The 13,404-nt window shown below is 65.3% G+C and carries 13 protein-coding genes; 8 read left to right on the top strand and 5 right to left on the bottom strand.

Going from position 1 to position 13,404, the window contains the following annotated elements; genetic code table 11:
* Positions 1-92: 92 nt before the first annotated feature.
* The gene (gene clpS / locus HNO52_RS06965; protein ID WP_232090630.1) at positions 93-476 is read right to left on the bottom strand and encodes an ATP-dependent Clp protease adapter ClpS; all 384 of its coding nucleotides are present in this window, start codon (positions 474-476) and stop codon (positions 93-95) included.
* Between the two features lie 139 nt (positions 477-615).
* Positions 616-1,872 carry an NADP-dependent isocitrate dehydrogenase gene (gene icd / locus HNO52_RS06960; RefSeq protein WP_197568442.1) on the bottom strand — a complete coding sequence of 419 codons (1,257 nt, stop codon included), beginning with the start codon at positions 1,870-1,872 and terminating at the stop codon, positions 616-618.
* A gap of 118 nt (positions 1,873-1,990) precedes the next feature.
* Here icd and HNO52_RS06955 point away from each other — a divergent pair, with 118 nt between their 5' ends.
* Positions 1,991-2,599 (top strand): pseudouridine synthase, encoded by a 609-nt coding sequence (locus HNO52_RS06955; RefSeq protein WP_197568441.1) that lies wholly within the window; start codon positions 1,991-1,993, stop codon positions 2,597-2,599.
* Positions 2,596-3,048 carry an NUDIX domain-containing protein gene (locus HNO52_RS06950; RefSeq protein WP_197568440.1) on the top strand — a complete coding sequence of 151 codons (453 nt, stop codon included), beginning with the start codon at positions 2,596-2,598 and terminating at the stop codon, positions 3,046-3,048. Before HNO52_RS06955 ends, HNO52_RS06950 begins: the two co-directional genes overlap by 4 nt.
* Here HNO52_RS06950 and HNO52_RS06945 read toward each other — a convergent pair.
* Genes HNO52_RS06945 through HNO52_RS06935 form a run of 3 tightly spaced genes read right to left on the bottom strand, consistent with a single transcriptional unit; the run spans position 3,045 to position 7,780 of the window.
* Positions 3,045-6,047, bottom strand: a complete 3,003-nt coding sequence (locus HNO52_RS06945; protein ID WP_197568439.1) for an efflux RND transporter permease subunit — start codon at positions 6,045-6,047, stop codon at positions 3,045-3,047. The genes HNO52_RS06950 and HNO52_RS06945 overlap by 4 nt on opposite strands.
* Positions 6,044-7,123 carry an efflux RND transporter periplasmic adaptor subunit gene (locus HNO52_RS06940; protein ID WP_197568438.1) on the bottom strand — a complete coding sequence of 360 codons (1,080 nt, stop codon included), beginning with the start codon at positions 7,121-7,123 and terminating at the stop codon, positions 6,044-6,046. Before HNO52_RS06940 ends, HNO52_RS06945 begins: the two co-directional genes overlap by 4 nt.
* Before the next feature lie 51 nt (positions 7,124-7,174).
* Entirely contained in the window at positions 7,175-7,780 is a 606-nt protein-coding gene (locus tag HNO52_RS06935; protein ID WP_197568437.1) for a TetR/AcrR family transcriptional regulator, read from the bottom strand.
* A 150-nt stretch (positions 7,781-7,930) separates the two neighbouring features.
* On the opposite strand from HNO52_RS06935, the gene mnmA reads away from it, so the two are divergent.
* From mnmA to HNO52_RS06905, 6 genes are all read left to right on the top strand, one after another.
* Positions 7,931-9,043 (top strand): tRNA 2-thiouridine(34) synthase MnmA, encoded by a 1,113-nt coding sequence (gene mnmA, locus HNO52_RS06930; RefSeq protein ID WP_197568436.1) that lies wholly within the window; start codon positions 7,931-7,933, stop codon positions 9,041-9,043.
* Entirely contained in the window at positions 9,040-9,678 is a 639-nt protein-coding gene (hflD, locus tag HNO52_RS06925) for a high frequency lysogenization protein HflD (RefSeq protein ID WP_197568435.1), read from the top strand. Before mnmA ends, hflD begins: the two co-directional genes overlap by 4 nt.
* A 76-nt stretch (positions 9,679-9,754) precedes the next feature.
* Positions 9,755-11,119: an adenylosuccinate lyase gene (gene purB, locus HNO52_RS06920; RefSeq protein ID WP_197569129.1), complete on the top strand. Its 1,365-nt coding sequence runs from the start codon at positions 9,755-9,757 to the stop codon at positions 11,117-11,119.
* A 24-nt stretch (positions 11,120-11,143) separates the two neighbouring features.
* Positions 11,144-11,707: a cob(I)yrinic acid a,c-diamide adenosyltransferase gene (locus tag HNO52_RS06915; protein ID WP_197568434.1), complete on the top strand. Its 564-nt coding sequence runs from the start codon at positions 11,144-11,146 to the stop codon at positions 11,705-11,707.
* Positions 11,708-11,727: 20 nt separating this feature from the next.
* Positions 11,728-12,900: a cupin domain-containing protein gene (locus HNO52_RS06910; RefSeq protein WP_197568433.1), complete on the top strand. Its 1,173-nt coding sequence runs from the start codon at positions 11,728-11,730 to the stop codon at positions 12,898-12,900.
* 3 nt (positions 12,901-12,903) lie between these two features.
* Positions 12,904-13,335: a GNAT family N-acetyltransferase gene (locus HNO52_RS06905; protein WP_197568432.1), complete on the top strand. Its 432-nt coding sequence runs from the start codon at positions 12,904-12,906 to the stop codon at positions 13,333-13,335.
* The last annotated feature ends 69 nt before the right edge of the window (positions 13,336-13,404 follow it).

The raw sequence follows: 13,404 nt of genomic DNA, 5'->3' as shown, positions 1-13,404 counted from the left end.
CCGGCACCTTCAACATCGGGCACAAACGCTGCCGTTGCAAGTCTCTTCACTCAACGACTGCCATTCCCACCCCGTCTCTAGCAGACCGGGAGTCAGTCCGCCGCCTCGATGTCGCAGAGCAGCGGATGCTGACACTCTCTTGCATATTGATTGACTTGGTGGCTTTTGGTTTCCGCGATGTCACGGGTGAAGATGCCGCAGGTGGCCTTGCCCTGGGTGTGTACCGTGAGCATGACCTGCACGGCGGTCTCGCTGTCCATGAGAAAGAAGCTCTGCAGCACTTCCACCACGAACTCCATGGGGGTGTAGTCGTCGTTATGCAACACCACCTTGTACATCGGCGGGCGGGCCACCTCGGGATCGGCCGGCTGCACCGCCAGATCTCCATCGTCCTCCTGCTCGGGACGCGGAGGCCGCGTCATGCCTGCCGCGACACCGACCGACTCCCACACGTTCGGGTCTTCTGTCTTGAACATAAAAGCCACACACCATCTCGGCAAGCCGGCCATCTCGAATCAACGGTTAGACGTTGAAGGGCCGGCAGGGTTCAGGTTGATACGCAAAAGGCCCCCGTCCGCGTGGCGAACGGGGGCCCCGTTGGATCCGGCGAGCCGCTTACATGTTGTCCGCGACGGCCTGACCAAACTCGGAGCACTTGAGCAGCTTGGCATCGTCCATCAGGCGATGGAAGTCATAGGTGACCTCGCCCTTGGAAATCGCCTTCTCCATGCCCTTGAGCACCAGATCGGCAGCTTCGACCCAGCCCATGTGACGCAGCATCATCTCGGCGGAGAGGATGAGCGAGCCGGGGTTGACCTTGTCCTGGCCGGCATACTTCGGCGCGGTGCCGTGGGTAGCCTCGAACATGGCCACGGCGTCGGCCAGGTTGGCACCCGGAGCGATACCGATGCCGCCCACTTCGGCCGCCAGGGCGTCGGACAGGTAATCACCGTTGAGGTTCAACGTGGCGATGACGTCGTACTCGGCTGGACGCAGCAGGATCTGCTGCAGCATGGCATCAGCGATGACGTCCTTGACCACGATGTTCTTGCCGGTCCTGGGATTCTTGAACTGCATCCACGGGCCGCCGTCGAGCAGCTCGGCACCGAACTCCTCCTTGGCGATCTCGTAACCCCAATCCTTGAAGGCACCTTCGGTGAATTTCATGATGTTGCCCTTGTGCACCAGGGTCAGCGACTCGCGGTCGTTGTCCACGGTGTACTGCAGGGCCTGACGCACCAGACGCTTGGTGCCTTCCACGGAAACCGGCTTGACCCCGATGCCACAGTTCTCGGGGAAGCGGATGTTGGTGACACCCATTTCCTCACGCAGAAACTTGATCACCTTGTCGGCTTCGGCGCTACCGGCCTTCCACTCGATGCCGGCGTAGATGTCTTCGGAGTTCTCGCGGAAGATCACCATGTCGACGTCGGCAGGCTTCTTCACCGGGCTCGGCACGCCCTCGAACCAACGCACCGGACGCAGGCAGGTGTACAGGTCGAGCTTCTGGCGCAGCGCCACGTTCAGGGAGCGAATGCCACCGCCCACGGGGGTGGTCAGCGGGCCCTTGATGGAAACCACGTAATCCTTGACGGCTTCGAGAGTCTCTTCGGGCAGCCAGGTATCGGCGTCGTAGACCTGAGTGGCCTTCTCACCGGCGTAGACTTCCATCCACTCGATCTTGCGCTCGCCGTTGTAAGCTTTCTGCACGGCGGCATCGATGGCGATCTTCATCGCCGGCGTCACATCAACACCGATACCGTCACCCTCGATAAACGGGATGATGGGATTGTTCGGCACGTTCAGGGTGTTGTCAGCGTTGACGGTAATCTTCTCGCCGCCTTCAGGGACGACAATTTTCTGGAACCCCATTGAGAACTCCCCTGTCTGGTCTATTCAGTGGAGCGCGGAGTATAGCATTCACCCCGACTCCCGGAGTAGGCTTGCCCCATAATTTGTCGACAATCTATGGTAGCAAGACCTTCGTCGAATGAGTTCCATCTATCTATTGCACAAACCCTACCGCATGCTTTCCCAGTTCACCGACCGCCGCAGCGCGGGGGAAACGCCGCGGGCCACACTGGCCGAGATCCTCGACGTGCCGGGCGTCTACGCGGCCGGGCGGCTGGACTATGATTCAGAAGGACTGCTGCTGCTGACCGACGATGGCACGCTGATCCAGCGCATCAGCGACCCACGGCACAAGCAGCCAAAGACCTATCGCGTCCAGGTGGAGGGTAACCCCGACGAGAACGCCTTGGCCGCCCTGCGCCAAGGTATCGAGCTCAACGATGGCCGCACCCGGCCGGCCAAGGTTCGGCGCTTGGCGTCAAGCGGCCTACCAGAGCGCACGCCGCCGTTGGACCCGAAGCGACATCCGGTCACGACCTGGCTGGAACTGACCATCAGCGAGGGTCGCAACCGCCAGGTCCGACGCATGACGGCTCATGTCGGCTACCCCACGCTGCGCCTGGTTCGCGTCGCCATCGGCCCCTGGCGCCTGGATGGGCTGGCCCCGGGGAACTGGCGCCGGGAAACCCTGCACGCCCCGCGCAACACGCCAAGGCGCTCGCCGCGCCGCCAAGGAGGTCACCGATGAGCCGCTGGCACCCGCACGTTACCGTGGCCACCGTCGTAGAGCGCGCAGGCCGCTTTCTGATGGTGGAGGAATCCCCGAGAGGCAGCCAGACCACCCTGTTCAATCAGCCTGCGGGACATCTCGAACCCGGTGAGCGGATTCAGGAAGCGGCACTGCGCGAGCTGCGCGAAGAGACCGCCTGGCAGGTCGGCATCACCGACTACCTCGGGCTCTACGTGTACCGGACACCCAGTGGCGAGACCTTTCATAGCCATGGTTTCTTCGGCATGGCCCTGGCTCACCTGGGCAACCCCCTCGACCCGGCCGTTGTCGCCGTGCACTGGCTGACTCTGGAGGAGGTCGAGGAGCTGGAACGCCTGGGACGAATGCGCAGCCCGCTGGTACTCAAGCGCATTCGCGATGCCTTGGCCGAGCGCTTCTATCCCATGGATGTCGTCCACGAGCGCTAACTTCTGATCAGCAGGCGGTACAGCGCCGGAATCACCAGCAACGTCAACAGCGTGGAGGCGACCAGCCCGGAGATGATCGCCCAGGCCATCGGCGGCCACAGCGTCGATTGCGTGAGAGTCAGCGGCACCAGGCCGGCGACGGTAGTCGCGGTAGTGAGCAACACCGGTCGCGTGCGCCGGGCCACGGCGGTGACTACGGCCTCGCCCACGTCGAGCCCTTGGCGACGATTGGCATTCATCAGGTCGATCAGCACGATGGCGTTGTTGACCACGATGCCGACCAGTGCCACCACGCCGAGCATGGCGGTGAAACCGAACGGCTGCCCGGTCAGCCACAATCCCGGCACCACACCGATGATCGACAGCGGCACCGTGGTCAACACGATGAGCAGTTGGCGGAAGGAGTTGAACTGCGCCAGCAGGAAAATCACCAGCAGCAGGCCACCGAACGGTAGGGTCTGGAACAGCGCGGTGTTGGCATCGCCGGCCGACTCCGCCGCTCCGCCGACGGTATAGCTCGCCCCTGCGGGAAGCTCGAGCGCCTCGAGGCGCGGCAGGATCTCGCCGAGCACGCCGTCGTAGGTCCAGCCATCGGCGACCTCTGCCAGCACCGCCGTCATGCGGCGCAGCCCGCGATGCTGTACCACCGCCGGGCGCCAGGCCAGCTCCAGGCTGGCGATCTCACCGAGCGGCACCGCGCGCCCGTCGTCGGCGGCAAGGCGCAGCCCCTCCAGCCCGTCGACCGAGAAGCGCTCGCCCTCGGGTGCACGTACCAGCAGCGGCGCCGGATCGCGTCCGGCACGCCAGGTGCTGACCTCGACCCCACGGCTGGCACCGGCAAGGGTCGTGGCCACATCGCGCCGCGAGAGCCCGTACTCGGCGGCTCGGGCGTCATCGGTCTCGACGCGTAGCGTGGCAAGCCCCTCGCCCAGGCGATGGCGCGCATCGCGTGCCCCCTCGGCCTGACGCACTACGCTGAGGATCCTGCCGGCGGCTTCCGCCAGCGCGGTGCGATCCTCGGCATAGACGCGAATCTCCACCGGAGCTTCCAGGGGCGGCCCCTGACCCAGGCGTCGGGCCACGACCTCGGCTTCGGGCAGCCGTTCCGGTGTCACGGCTCGCACCCAAGCCATCAATTGTCCCAGGTCGTCGGCTGATTCGGCCTCGACCACCAGCCTCGCCAGGTGCGGCTGGCGGGGCTGCTCGACCAGGTTGTAATAGAAGCGCGGACCACTGAAACCGACGAAGCGGTGCACGGCCTGCACGGCCGGTCGCTCAGCCAGCGCGGTAGCCAGCACCTCAGCCTGATGCGCGGTGGTATCGAGGTGGGTGCCCTCGGGGAAATTGAGATCGACGACCAACTGGTTGCGATCGGTGTCGGGAAAGAAATTCTGGTCAAGCAGCGGCATCATCGCCACGGCACCCACCAACAGCACACCAGCCCCACCAAGCACCCAGGCCGGCCAGCGCACCGCGAATCGACCAATGCCCGCGCCCCACGCCTGCAGCCGCTCCCGCCGAGCACCCAGGCGCGGCTTGAGAATACCCGCGGCGAACACCGGCGTGACGAACACGGCATAAACATAGCTCACCGCCAGCGTCAGCATCACCATGATAGGAATGGCGCGAGTGAAGTCGGCGGTATTGCCGCTGGAGAGCAGCAGCGGAACGAAAGCTGCCAGGGTGGTGCCCGTGGCGGCCAGCAGTGGCGTGGCGAGTTCACGCACGGAGCGGGTCACGGCCTGAGCCGCCGAGCGCCCCTGGTCGCGGTGCCACTGAATGTTCTCGACCATGACGATGGCGTTGTCCACCAACATGCCCAGCGCGATCACCATGCCGGCCACAGCAATCTGGTGCAGTACACCGCCGCCCATGGCGTAGAGCGCCAGGGAGGAGAAGGTGACCAGCGGCACCACCACCATCACCGCGAGCCCCAGCCGTATGCCCATGGCCAGGAACAACAGCACGCCGAGAATGCCGATACCCAGCAGCAGCGAGAAGCCGAGCTCCGCCAGCCGCTGCTCGACCCAGCGCGGCTGGTAGAAGGTCTCCTCGATGCTCAACGGTGCATAGGCGGGGCGCAACTCCTCCACCAGCTCACGCAGTCGCTTGCCGAAGCGCACGGCGTTGACCCGATCGTTGGAGAGCACCAGCCCCAGCGCCACCGCCGGCCGGCCATCGTGCCACAGGCGCTCGGTGGCGGGTTCACGGGGCGCGAGATGGACGTCGGCCAGCTCACCGAGCGGCAGCTGTTCGCCTCGCAGGGTCCGTATCGGCGTATTGGCCAGTTCCTTCAGCGAGCCGAACTCGGAGTGCGGATCGAGTACCAGCGAGCGTCCACCTATCGACAGGCTTCCGCCAGGCGAGGTCAGGTTGCGAGCGGCGAGCTGTTCGCCCAAGGCGCGGGCATCGAGGCCGGTCAGCTCGGCCAGGGTATCGTCCCAGCCGATCACCACCTGTTGTCCGGGGTCGGCCAGCATGTCGATGCGCGCGATCGCCTTGAGTCGAAACAGGTCCCGGCGCAACCGCTTGGCCGCCTCGCGCAGCTCGAGCAGGTCGTCAGAGCCAGTCACCGACAGCACGATGCCGTGAGCATCCGAGTCCCGGTCGCTGATCTCGGCCTCGCCTACGCCATCGGGAAACTCCCGGCTCGCCCGGTCAACGGCAATTCGCACCCGCTCCCAGGCGGCGTCGGTGTCGTAGACGTGCTCGTGCATCTCGACCGTGACGTGAGCCACACCGAGGCGGGCGGTGCCGATAATGTCGTTGACCTGCTCGATCTGGGCCAGCTCCTCCTCCAGCGGATTGAGCACCAGCCGCTCGACCTGTTCGGGCTCCGCGCCGGGATAGGGCACCAGCACCTGGCCGAAGCGATAGGGAAAAAAGGGGTCTTCCTGGCGGTCCATCGCCAGCCAGGCCGCCAGGCCGAGCAGGGCCAGCAGCAGCGTAATGCTGAGAATGAGCCGCTTGTAGCGCAGCGAGGAGAGCAGCCAGCTCATGGTAGAACCCTCACCTGGTCGCCCTCTTCGAGACGCCCCTGACCTGCCGTTACCACCCGCTCACCCGAGACGAGCGACGCGGCCGATACCGTAACCCAGCCACCGGTCAGACGCCCCGGCGTCACGGACACACGCACGATCGTCTCGTCGTCGGTCAGTACCAGCACATGCGGGTCTTGCCCGCTGGAGTCGACCACCGCTGCCAGCGGCACCTGCATCTCCGGCTGGGCAGTCAGGGCAAGCTGCACGCGCAACGACGCCCCCAGCGCCGGGGCAGGCTCAGTCTCTATGTCGAAGATGACGGGTGCCATGGCGTCATCCGCGCGGCCCACATGAGCGACCCGGCCCGCAAGGCGCTGCGCCCCGGACAGCGACATCAAGCTTGCCTCTTGCCCCACTTCCAACTGAGCGACAAGGCGCCCCGGCACACGAATCTCCACCTCACGTCCACTGAGCCCAGCCAGACCCAGCACGGACTGGCCCGCCGCGACGAAATCGCCGGGCTCGACCCGCAAGTCGGTCACTTCGGCATCGAAGGGTGCGCGCAGGGTCAGCTCGTCGAGCTGTGCCTGGGCCTCGTCGCGCTGCGCCAAGGCCTGCTCACGGGCTTGGGAAAGGGCCTCGTGCTCCGAGCGCAGGCGGTCCAGCTCCTCCTCGGCGCTGAGGTTGCGCTCACGCAACATACGCGAACGCTCGACGTCCCGCCCCAGGCGGCTCAAGCTGGCATCGAGCTCGCGCACGCGTGCCTCGGCAGCTGCCAGCGCCGGGGCCATCGCCGGATTGTGCAGCGTCGCCAGTGGCTCGCCCCGCTCGACCCGCTGCCCATGCTCCACGTACCGTTCCTGCAAGACACCCCCGTGCAGGAAGGCGGGGGCTGCACGCTCACTGGCCTGCACCGTGCCGGGAAAGCGATAGCTCACCACGTCACGGGACAGGCGCACCGCTTCAGCGCGCACGCTGGGCAGCGGTTCCTCGCCCCGTTCGAGCTGTGCGGGGGCTGCGTCGCAGCCCGCCAGCAACGCCGCCGACAGCATCAGCGAAGTCGCTAGCACCCCTTTCACTATCACCCTGCACATTGGCTACCCCCTACAAACTGGCCGGCCGGTCAATTATTGATGCAAAAAAACTCATGCGCGGGGCGTTACCCCCTCCATGAAGATCTTCAGGAAATCCTCAAGAAACGCTTCGTCGGACCCCATGCCCGGCCAGTGTTCATGATGACATTTGGCCTCGAACCACTGGGTGCATGTCATCACGAAGATGGCTATCACGTGGGTAGGGTTGATGTCCTGGCGCAGCAGACCCCGCCTCTGGGCCTGGCGAACCCACTCGGCCCCCGCTCCGACGAGCTGGTTGTCGAGCTCGCCACAGTGGCTGTCTCCCTCTAGGTGGGTCCAGGCGAACAGCCGCACCACGCCGGGGTTGTCGCGCAGGAAATGGAAGTAGGCTTCCACCGAGCTGCGCAGCAGGGCGGCATCCGGCTCACCGGCCTCCTCGAGCATCGCCATCTGAGCCGTGAAGTAGCGTTCGAAGGCACGATTCTTGACTGCCTCCCACAACTGCTCCTTGCTACCGAAATGGTGGTGAATCAGGCTCTTGGTCACATCCGCCGAGCGCGCCAACGCGCTGAGCTTGACGGCCGAGAAGCCCTGCTCGACGAACATTGCCTCTGCCGCATCGAGAATGCGGGCGCGGGTCAGTTCGGGGTCTCTGGTCTGGATTCGGTTGGTCATGTCGCGACGATAAACTTAACTGGTCGGCCGGTCAATTAAATCCCACCCTTTACACATCGCTCTCCACGAAGCCGCAGCACGTGATGAAGCCCTTGGGCAAGATAGGGTATAATTTCCGCCCATTTGCGGCCACCCAACTCGAGAGCGCCCATGACCGCCACCTCAGCCAAGGTGATCGTCGGCATGTCCGGCGGCGTCGACTCCTCCGTTTCCGCCCTGCTGCTGCTCGAGCAGGGCTATCGGGTCGAAGGCCTGTTCATGAAGAACTGGGACGAGGACGACGGCACCGAGTACTGCACCGCCAAGGCCGACCTGGCGGATGCCCAGGACGTGTGCGAAAAGCTCGGCATCAAGCTGCACAGCGCCAACTTCGCCGCCGAGTACTGGGACAATGTGTTCGAGCACTTCTTGGCCGAATACAAGGCCGGACGGACGCCGAATCCTGACATCCTGTGTAACCGCGAGATCAAGTTCAAAGTGTTCCTCGAGTACGCCGAGATGCTCGGCGCCGAGAAGATCGCCACCGGCCATTACGTACGCGGTGGTGAGCGCGGCGGACGGCCGCGACTGCTCCAGGGACTCGATGCCAACAAGGACCAGAGCTATTTTCTGCACGCCGTGCCGGAGGCAGCCATCGCACGCACGCTGTTCCCCGTCGGTGAACTGGAGAAGCCCGAGGTGCGTGCCATCGCCGAACGCCATGGCCTGGCCACCGCGCGCAAGAAGGATTCCACCGGCATCTGCTTCATCGGCGAGCGACGCTTCCGCGACTTCCTGCAGCAATACCTGCCGGCCCAGCCGGGCGTGATCGAGACGCCCGAGGGCGAAATCATCGGTGAGCACATGGGCTTGATGTACTACACCCTGGGCCAGCGCCAGGGACTCGGCATCGGCGGCCTGGCCAACCACCCCGAGGAGCCGTGGTACGTGGCAGGCAAGGATCTCGAACGCAACGTGCTGACCGCCGTACAGGGCAAGCACCACCCGTTGCTGTATACCGACTCCCTGGCCACCGAGGCGATGGACTGGGTAGCCGGGGAACCGCCCGCGGACGAGGGTCACTACACCGCCAAGACCCGCTATCGCCAGAGCGACGTACCCTGCCACATGCACACGCTGCCCGACGGCGGCGTCGAGGTACGCTTCGTCGATCCCCAGCGCGCCGTCACCCCAGGCCAGTCGCTGGTGCTCTACGACGGCGACATCTGCCTCGGCGGCGGCGTAATCCGCACCACTTGGAATGCCACGGAGAGCGGCGCATGAACACCACTCCGATCCATCGTGCCCCCGACTCCGCCGCGGCGCGCCAGACGCTGGCGCTCGCCGGCGTCTTTCAGGCCGCCAGCCTGGTTGACGAGCTGGCCCGCACCGGACAGGTGGACAACCGCCCCTGGGAGACGCTGATACGTGCCACTCTGGACACCGATCCGGAAAGCTTCGAGGCGATTTACGGCGGCCACCCCAACAACTTGCGCCGCGGCCTGGAGGTGCTCGAAGCGGTGGTGGGACGCAAACAGGCCAACCCGGCGGTACTGCGCTACGGTTTCTCGCTGCTGCTGCTGATGAACAAGCTGCGCAGCGACAACGACATGATGGCCGCCCTCGGTCAGCAACTGAACCGCATTCAGGGCCAGGCCGAGCACTTCGGCGCCACCCATGAGAACGTCATCGCCAGCCTCGGCGAGGCCTACCAGGAAACACTTTCGACACTCAAGACACGCATCGTGGTGCAGGGCGATCCCTCGCTGCTGCAGAGCCGCATGATGCCCGAGCGAGTGCGCGCCATCCTGCTCGGCGGCATTCGCTTCGCCCTGCTCTGGCATCAGCAGGGCGGCCGCCGCTGGAAGCTGGTATTCCAGCGCGGCGCCCTGAAGCACGCCCTGGACCAACTGGGCTGAACCCTGCTGCCCTATGCCCTTTCCTACACGCCTTTCCCTTCCACGTATTGGATAAACGACCATGCAAGCCGACTCCCTGCCCCTCTCCGCTCTCACCGCCCTCTCTCCCGTCGATGGCCGCTACGGCAGCAAGGCAGCGGCCCTGCGCGAGCACTTCAGCGAGTTCGGCCTGATCCGTGCCCGGGTGATCGTCGAGGTCCGCTGGCTGCAGCGCCTCGCCGAACAAGGCGGCATCGTCGAGGTCCCGCCGCTCTCCGCCGAAGCCACTGCCTTCCTCGAGACGCTGATTCGCGACTTCTCGCTGGCCGACGCCGAGCGTATCAAGGAGATCGAGCGCACCACCAACCACGACGTCAAGGCAGTGGAGTACTTCCTCAAGGAGAAAATCGCGGCCCAGCCGGAGTTGCATGCGATCACCGAGTTCGTGCATTTCGCCTGCACCAGCGAAGACATCAACAACCTCTCCCACGGCGTCATGCTGACCGATGGCCTCAAGTCCCTGCTGCCGGTGATGCATCAGGTGGCCGACGAGGTGGCGCGTCTGGCTCACGCGCATGCCGATCAACCGATGTTGTCACGTACCCACGGCCAGACCGCCAGCCCGACGACGCTGGGCAAGGAGATGGCCAACGTCGCCTACCGCCTGCGCCGCCAGCTCGCGCAGATCGAGAGCGTCGAGATACTCGGCAAGATCAACGGTGCGGTGGGCAACTACAACGCCCACCTGGCCACCTACCCCGAGGTCGACTGGGAGGCCAACGCACGCACCTTCGTCGAAGGCCTGGGACTGACTTTCAACCCCTACACCACCCAGATCGAGCCCCACGACTACATCGCCGAGCTGTTCGATGCCGTGTGCCGCTTCAACACCGTGTTGATCGACTTCGACCGCGACGTGTGGGGTTACATCTCGCTGGGCTACTTCAAGCAGAAGACCGTCGAGGGCGAGATCGGCTCCTCGACCATGCCGCACAAGGTCAACCCCATCGACTTCGAGAACTCCGAAGGCAACCTGGGCCTGGCCAACGCCGTACTCGGCCACCTGGCACAGAAGCTGCCGATCTCTCGCTGGCAGCGTGATCTGACCGACTCCACGGTTCTGCGCAACCTCGGCGTGGGCCTGGCCTACGGCCTGATCGCCTACCAGGCCGCGCTCAAGGGCATCGGCAAGCTCGAGGCCAATCCGGCGCGTCTGGCCGAGGACCTCGACAACAGCTGGGAGGTACTTGCCGAACCGATCCAGACAGTGATGCGCCGCTACGGCATCGAGAAACCCTACGAGAAGCTCAAGGAGCTGACCCGCGGAAAGCGCATCGACCAGGCCGGTTTTGCAGCGTTCATCGATACGCTGGAACTGCCGGCCGAGGTGAAGAGCGAGCTCAAGGCGCTGACGCCGGCGACCTACATCGGCAACGCCGAGGCCCAGGCTCGCCGGCTCTGATCCCGACGCCTCCAGGAGCGCAGCATGGTTAAGCTGACCAAGATCTACACCCGCACCGGTGACAAGGGCGATACCGGCCTGGGCGACGGCAGCCGGGTAGCTAAACACGACCTGCGCGTGGAAGCGTTCGGCACGGTGGACGAGACCAACGCGGTCATCGGCCTGGCGCAACTGTACGCCGAGGACGAACTGCACGAGGTTCTGGCCCGGGTGCAGAACGACCTGTTCGATGTCGGAGCCGACCTGTGCACACCCGAGCAGGAAAACCCGGAATACCCCCCGCTGCGGGTCACAGCTGGCCAGGTGGAGTATCTCGAAGGCAGGATCGATGCTTACAACGCCGAACTCGCCACCCTGCGCTCGTTCATCCTTCCCGGAGGCACCGCGCTTGCCGCCCACCTGCACCTGGCGCGTACCGTCACCCGACGGGCCGAGCGCCTGGTCACGGCATTGATGATCGAGCAGTCGGTGAATCCCGAGGTGCTACGCTACCTCAACCGGCTCTCCGACCTGCTGTTCGTGCTTGCCCGCCGAGCCAATGGCAACGGCGATAACGACGTGCTATGGGTGCCCGGCGCCAATCGATGAGCTTTCTCCAGGAGAACACCATGGCGAGCGACACGCCCCTCCCCCTGCTCGGCGGCCTCACGCCTGCCGAGTTCCTGCGCGACTACTGGCAGCGCCAGCCGTTGCTGATCCGCGGAGCCCTTGCCGACTTCGAGAGCCCGCTCGATCCCGACGAGCTCGCTGGCCTCGCCTGCGAGGAAGGCGTCGAGGCACGCCTGGTGGAAGAGCAAGGCCCCGATGGCCCCTGGCAGGTCAGCCATGGCCCCTTCGACGAGGCCGTGTTCGGCGAGCTGCCGGAGCGCGACTGGACCCTGCTGGTACAGGCCGTGGACCACTACGTGCCCGAGGTGGCCGAGCTACTCGACCGCTTCGACTTCCTGCCCCGCTGGCGGCTCGACGACGTCATGATCAGCTACGCCCCGCCAGGCGGCAGCGTCGGGCCGCATGTCGACCAGTATGACGTTTTCCTGCTGCAGGTCAGCGGCCGGCGACGCTGGCAGCTCGGTGGCAAGGTGGCCGACGACGCCCCCATCATTCCCGGCATCGATCTGCGCATCCTCGAGCGCTTCGAAGTCGAGCCGGGCGACGACTGGGTGCTGGAGCCCGGCGACATGCTCTACCTGCCACCGGGCTGGGCACACCACGGCGCCAGCCAATCCGACGACTGCATGACCTACTCGGTGGGCTTCCGCGCGCCTTCGGCCGACGAGGCGATCACCTCGTATGCCGACTACCTCGGCGAACAGCTTCCCTCCTCGCTGCGCTACGGCGATGCCGGCATGGTCCCGCCCAGCGACCCGACGGAGCTCGACGATGCCGCACTCGAGCGCATGCGTCGCCTGATCCTCGGCACTCTCGACGATCCGGCCCAGCTCGCCCAGTGGTTCGGTCGTGTGATGACCCAGCCCAAGTACGTCGACCAACTGGTGCCCAGCGAGGCTCCTACCGATGTCGACCAGCTTGTCGCTCTACTACAGGAAGGCGAGGAGCTGCTGCGTAGCCCCGGTTCACGCTTCGCCTGGCGCAGTTTGAACGGGAGCCGCGCCACCCTGTACGTCGATGGCGATGGCATCGACTGCGTGCTGCCTCTGGCTCGCGCCGTTGCCGCGGACGCCCTGCTGAATGCCGATCTCCTCGAGTTCCCCGGCGCCGCTGAGTTGCTGGCCGCCCTGCTAGATGCCGGAAGCCTTACCTGGCCCGACGAGGAGGAGTAACGCATGACCGGCCACATCGAAATACGCGAAGGCAGTTGGGCCGAACTCGGCGAAATCGCCAGCGAGATACGTCGCGTGGTATTCATCGATGAGCAGCAAGTGCCCCTAGAAGAGGAGTGGGACGGCCGCGACGACACATGCCGCCACTTCCTCGCCGTGCACGGCGACACGGCTCTCGGCACCGCCAGACTGCTGCCCGACGGGCATATCGGCCGCGTGGCCGTGCTGCGCGAAGCGCGTGGCCTGGGTATTGGTGCGGCGCTGATGCAGGCCGCCATCGCCTCGGCACGCCGCCTGGGCCATGCCCAGGTCGAACTGGCCGCCCAGACCCACGCCCTCGCCTTCTACGAAAATTTTGGCTTCACGGCGTTCGGTGACGTTTTCATGGATGCCGGCATTCCGCATCGCAACATGCGGCTTTCATTGCCTGGCTAGCGCCTCCAGATTTGGCCACCCCGACCGGAATATGACTACAGGAATGGCCTCTCCCCTGCCCTTCTTGTA

The organism is Halomonas sp. MCCC 1A13316 (assembly GCF_014931605.1).
Classification (GTDB): domain Bacteria; phylum Pseudomonadota; class Gammaproteobacteria; order Pseudomonadales; family Halomonadaceae; genus Halomonas.
This window is presented reverse-complemented; position numbering and strand designations above follow the sequence as displayed.

Bases quoted from the DNA above. Each gene is read 5' to 3' on its own strand.
- HNO52_RS06935 (WP_197568437.1), bottom strand. From the start codon at position 7,780: ATGACCAACCGAATCCAGACCAGAGACCCCGAACTGACCCGCGCCCGC.
- HNO52_RS06915 (WP_197568434.1), top strand. From the start codon at position 11,144: ATGGTTAAGCTGACCAAGATCTACACCCGCACCGGTGACAAGGGCGAT.
- HNO52_RS06940 (WP_197568438.1), bottom strand. From the start codon at position 7,123: ATGTGCAGGGTGATAGTGAAAGGGGTGCTAGCGACTTCGCTGATGCTG.
- mnmA (WP_197568436.1), top strand. From the start codon at position 7,931: ATGACCGCCACCTCAGCCAAGGTGATCGTCGGCATGTCCGGCGGCGTC.
- hflD (WP_197568435.1), top strand. From the start codon at position 9,040: ATGAACACCACTCCGATCCATCGTGCCCCCGACTCCGCCGCGGCGCGC.
- icd (WP_197568442.1), bottom strand. From the start codon at position 1,872: ATGGGGTTCCAGAAAATTGTCGTCCCTGAAGGCGGCGAGAAGATTACC.
- HNO52_RS06950 (WP_197568440.1), top strand. From the start codon at position 2,596: ATGAGCCGCTGGCACCCGCACGTTACCGTGGCCACCGTCGTAGAGCGC.
- HNO52_RS06905 (WP_197568432.1), top strand. From the start codon at position 12,904: ATGACCGGCCACATCGAAATACGCGAAGGCAGTTGGGCCGAACTCGGC.
- HNO52_RS06945 (WP_197568439.1), bottom strand. From the start codon at position 6,047: ATGAGCTGGCTGCTCTCCTCGCTGCGCTACAAGCGGCTCATTCTCAGC.
- HNO52_RS06955 (WP_197568441.1), top strand. From the start codon at position 1,991: ATGAGTTCCATCTATCTATTGCACAAACCCTACCGCATGCTTTCCCAG.
- HNO52_RS06910 (WP_197568433.1), top strand. From the start codon at position 11,728: ATGGCGAGCGACACGCCCCTCCCCCTGCTCGGCGGCCTCACGCCTGCC.
- clpS (WP_232090630.1), bottom strand. From the start codon at position 476: ATGTTCAAGACAGAAGACCCGAACGTGTGGGAGTCGGTCGGTGTCGCG.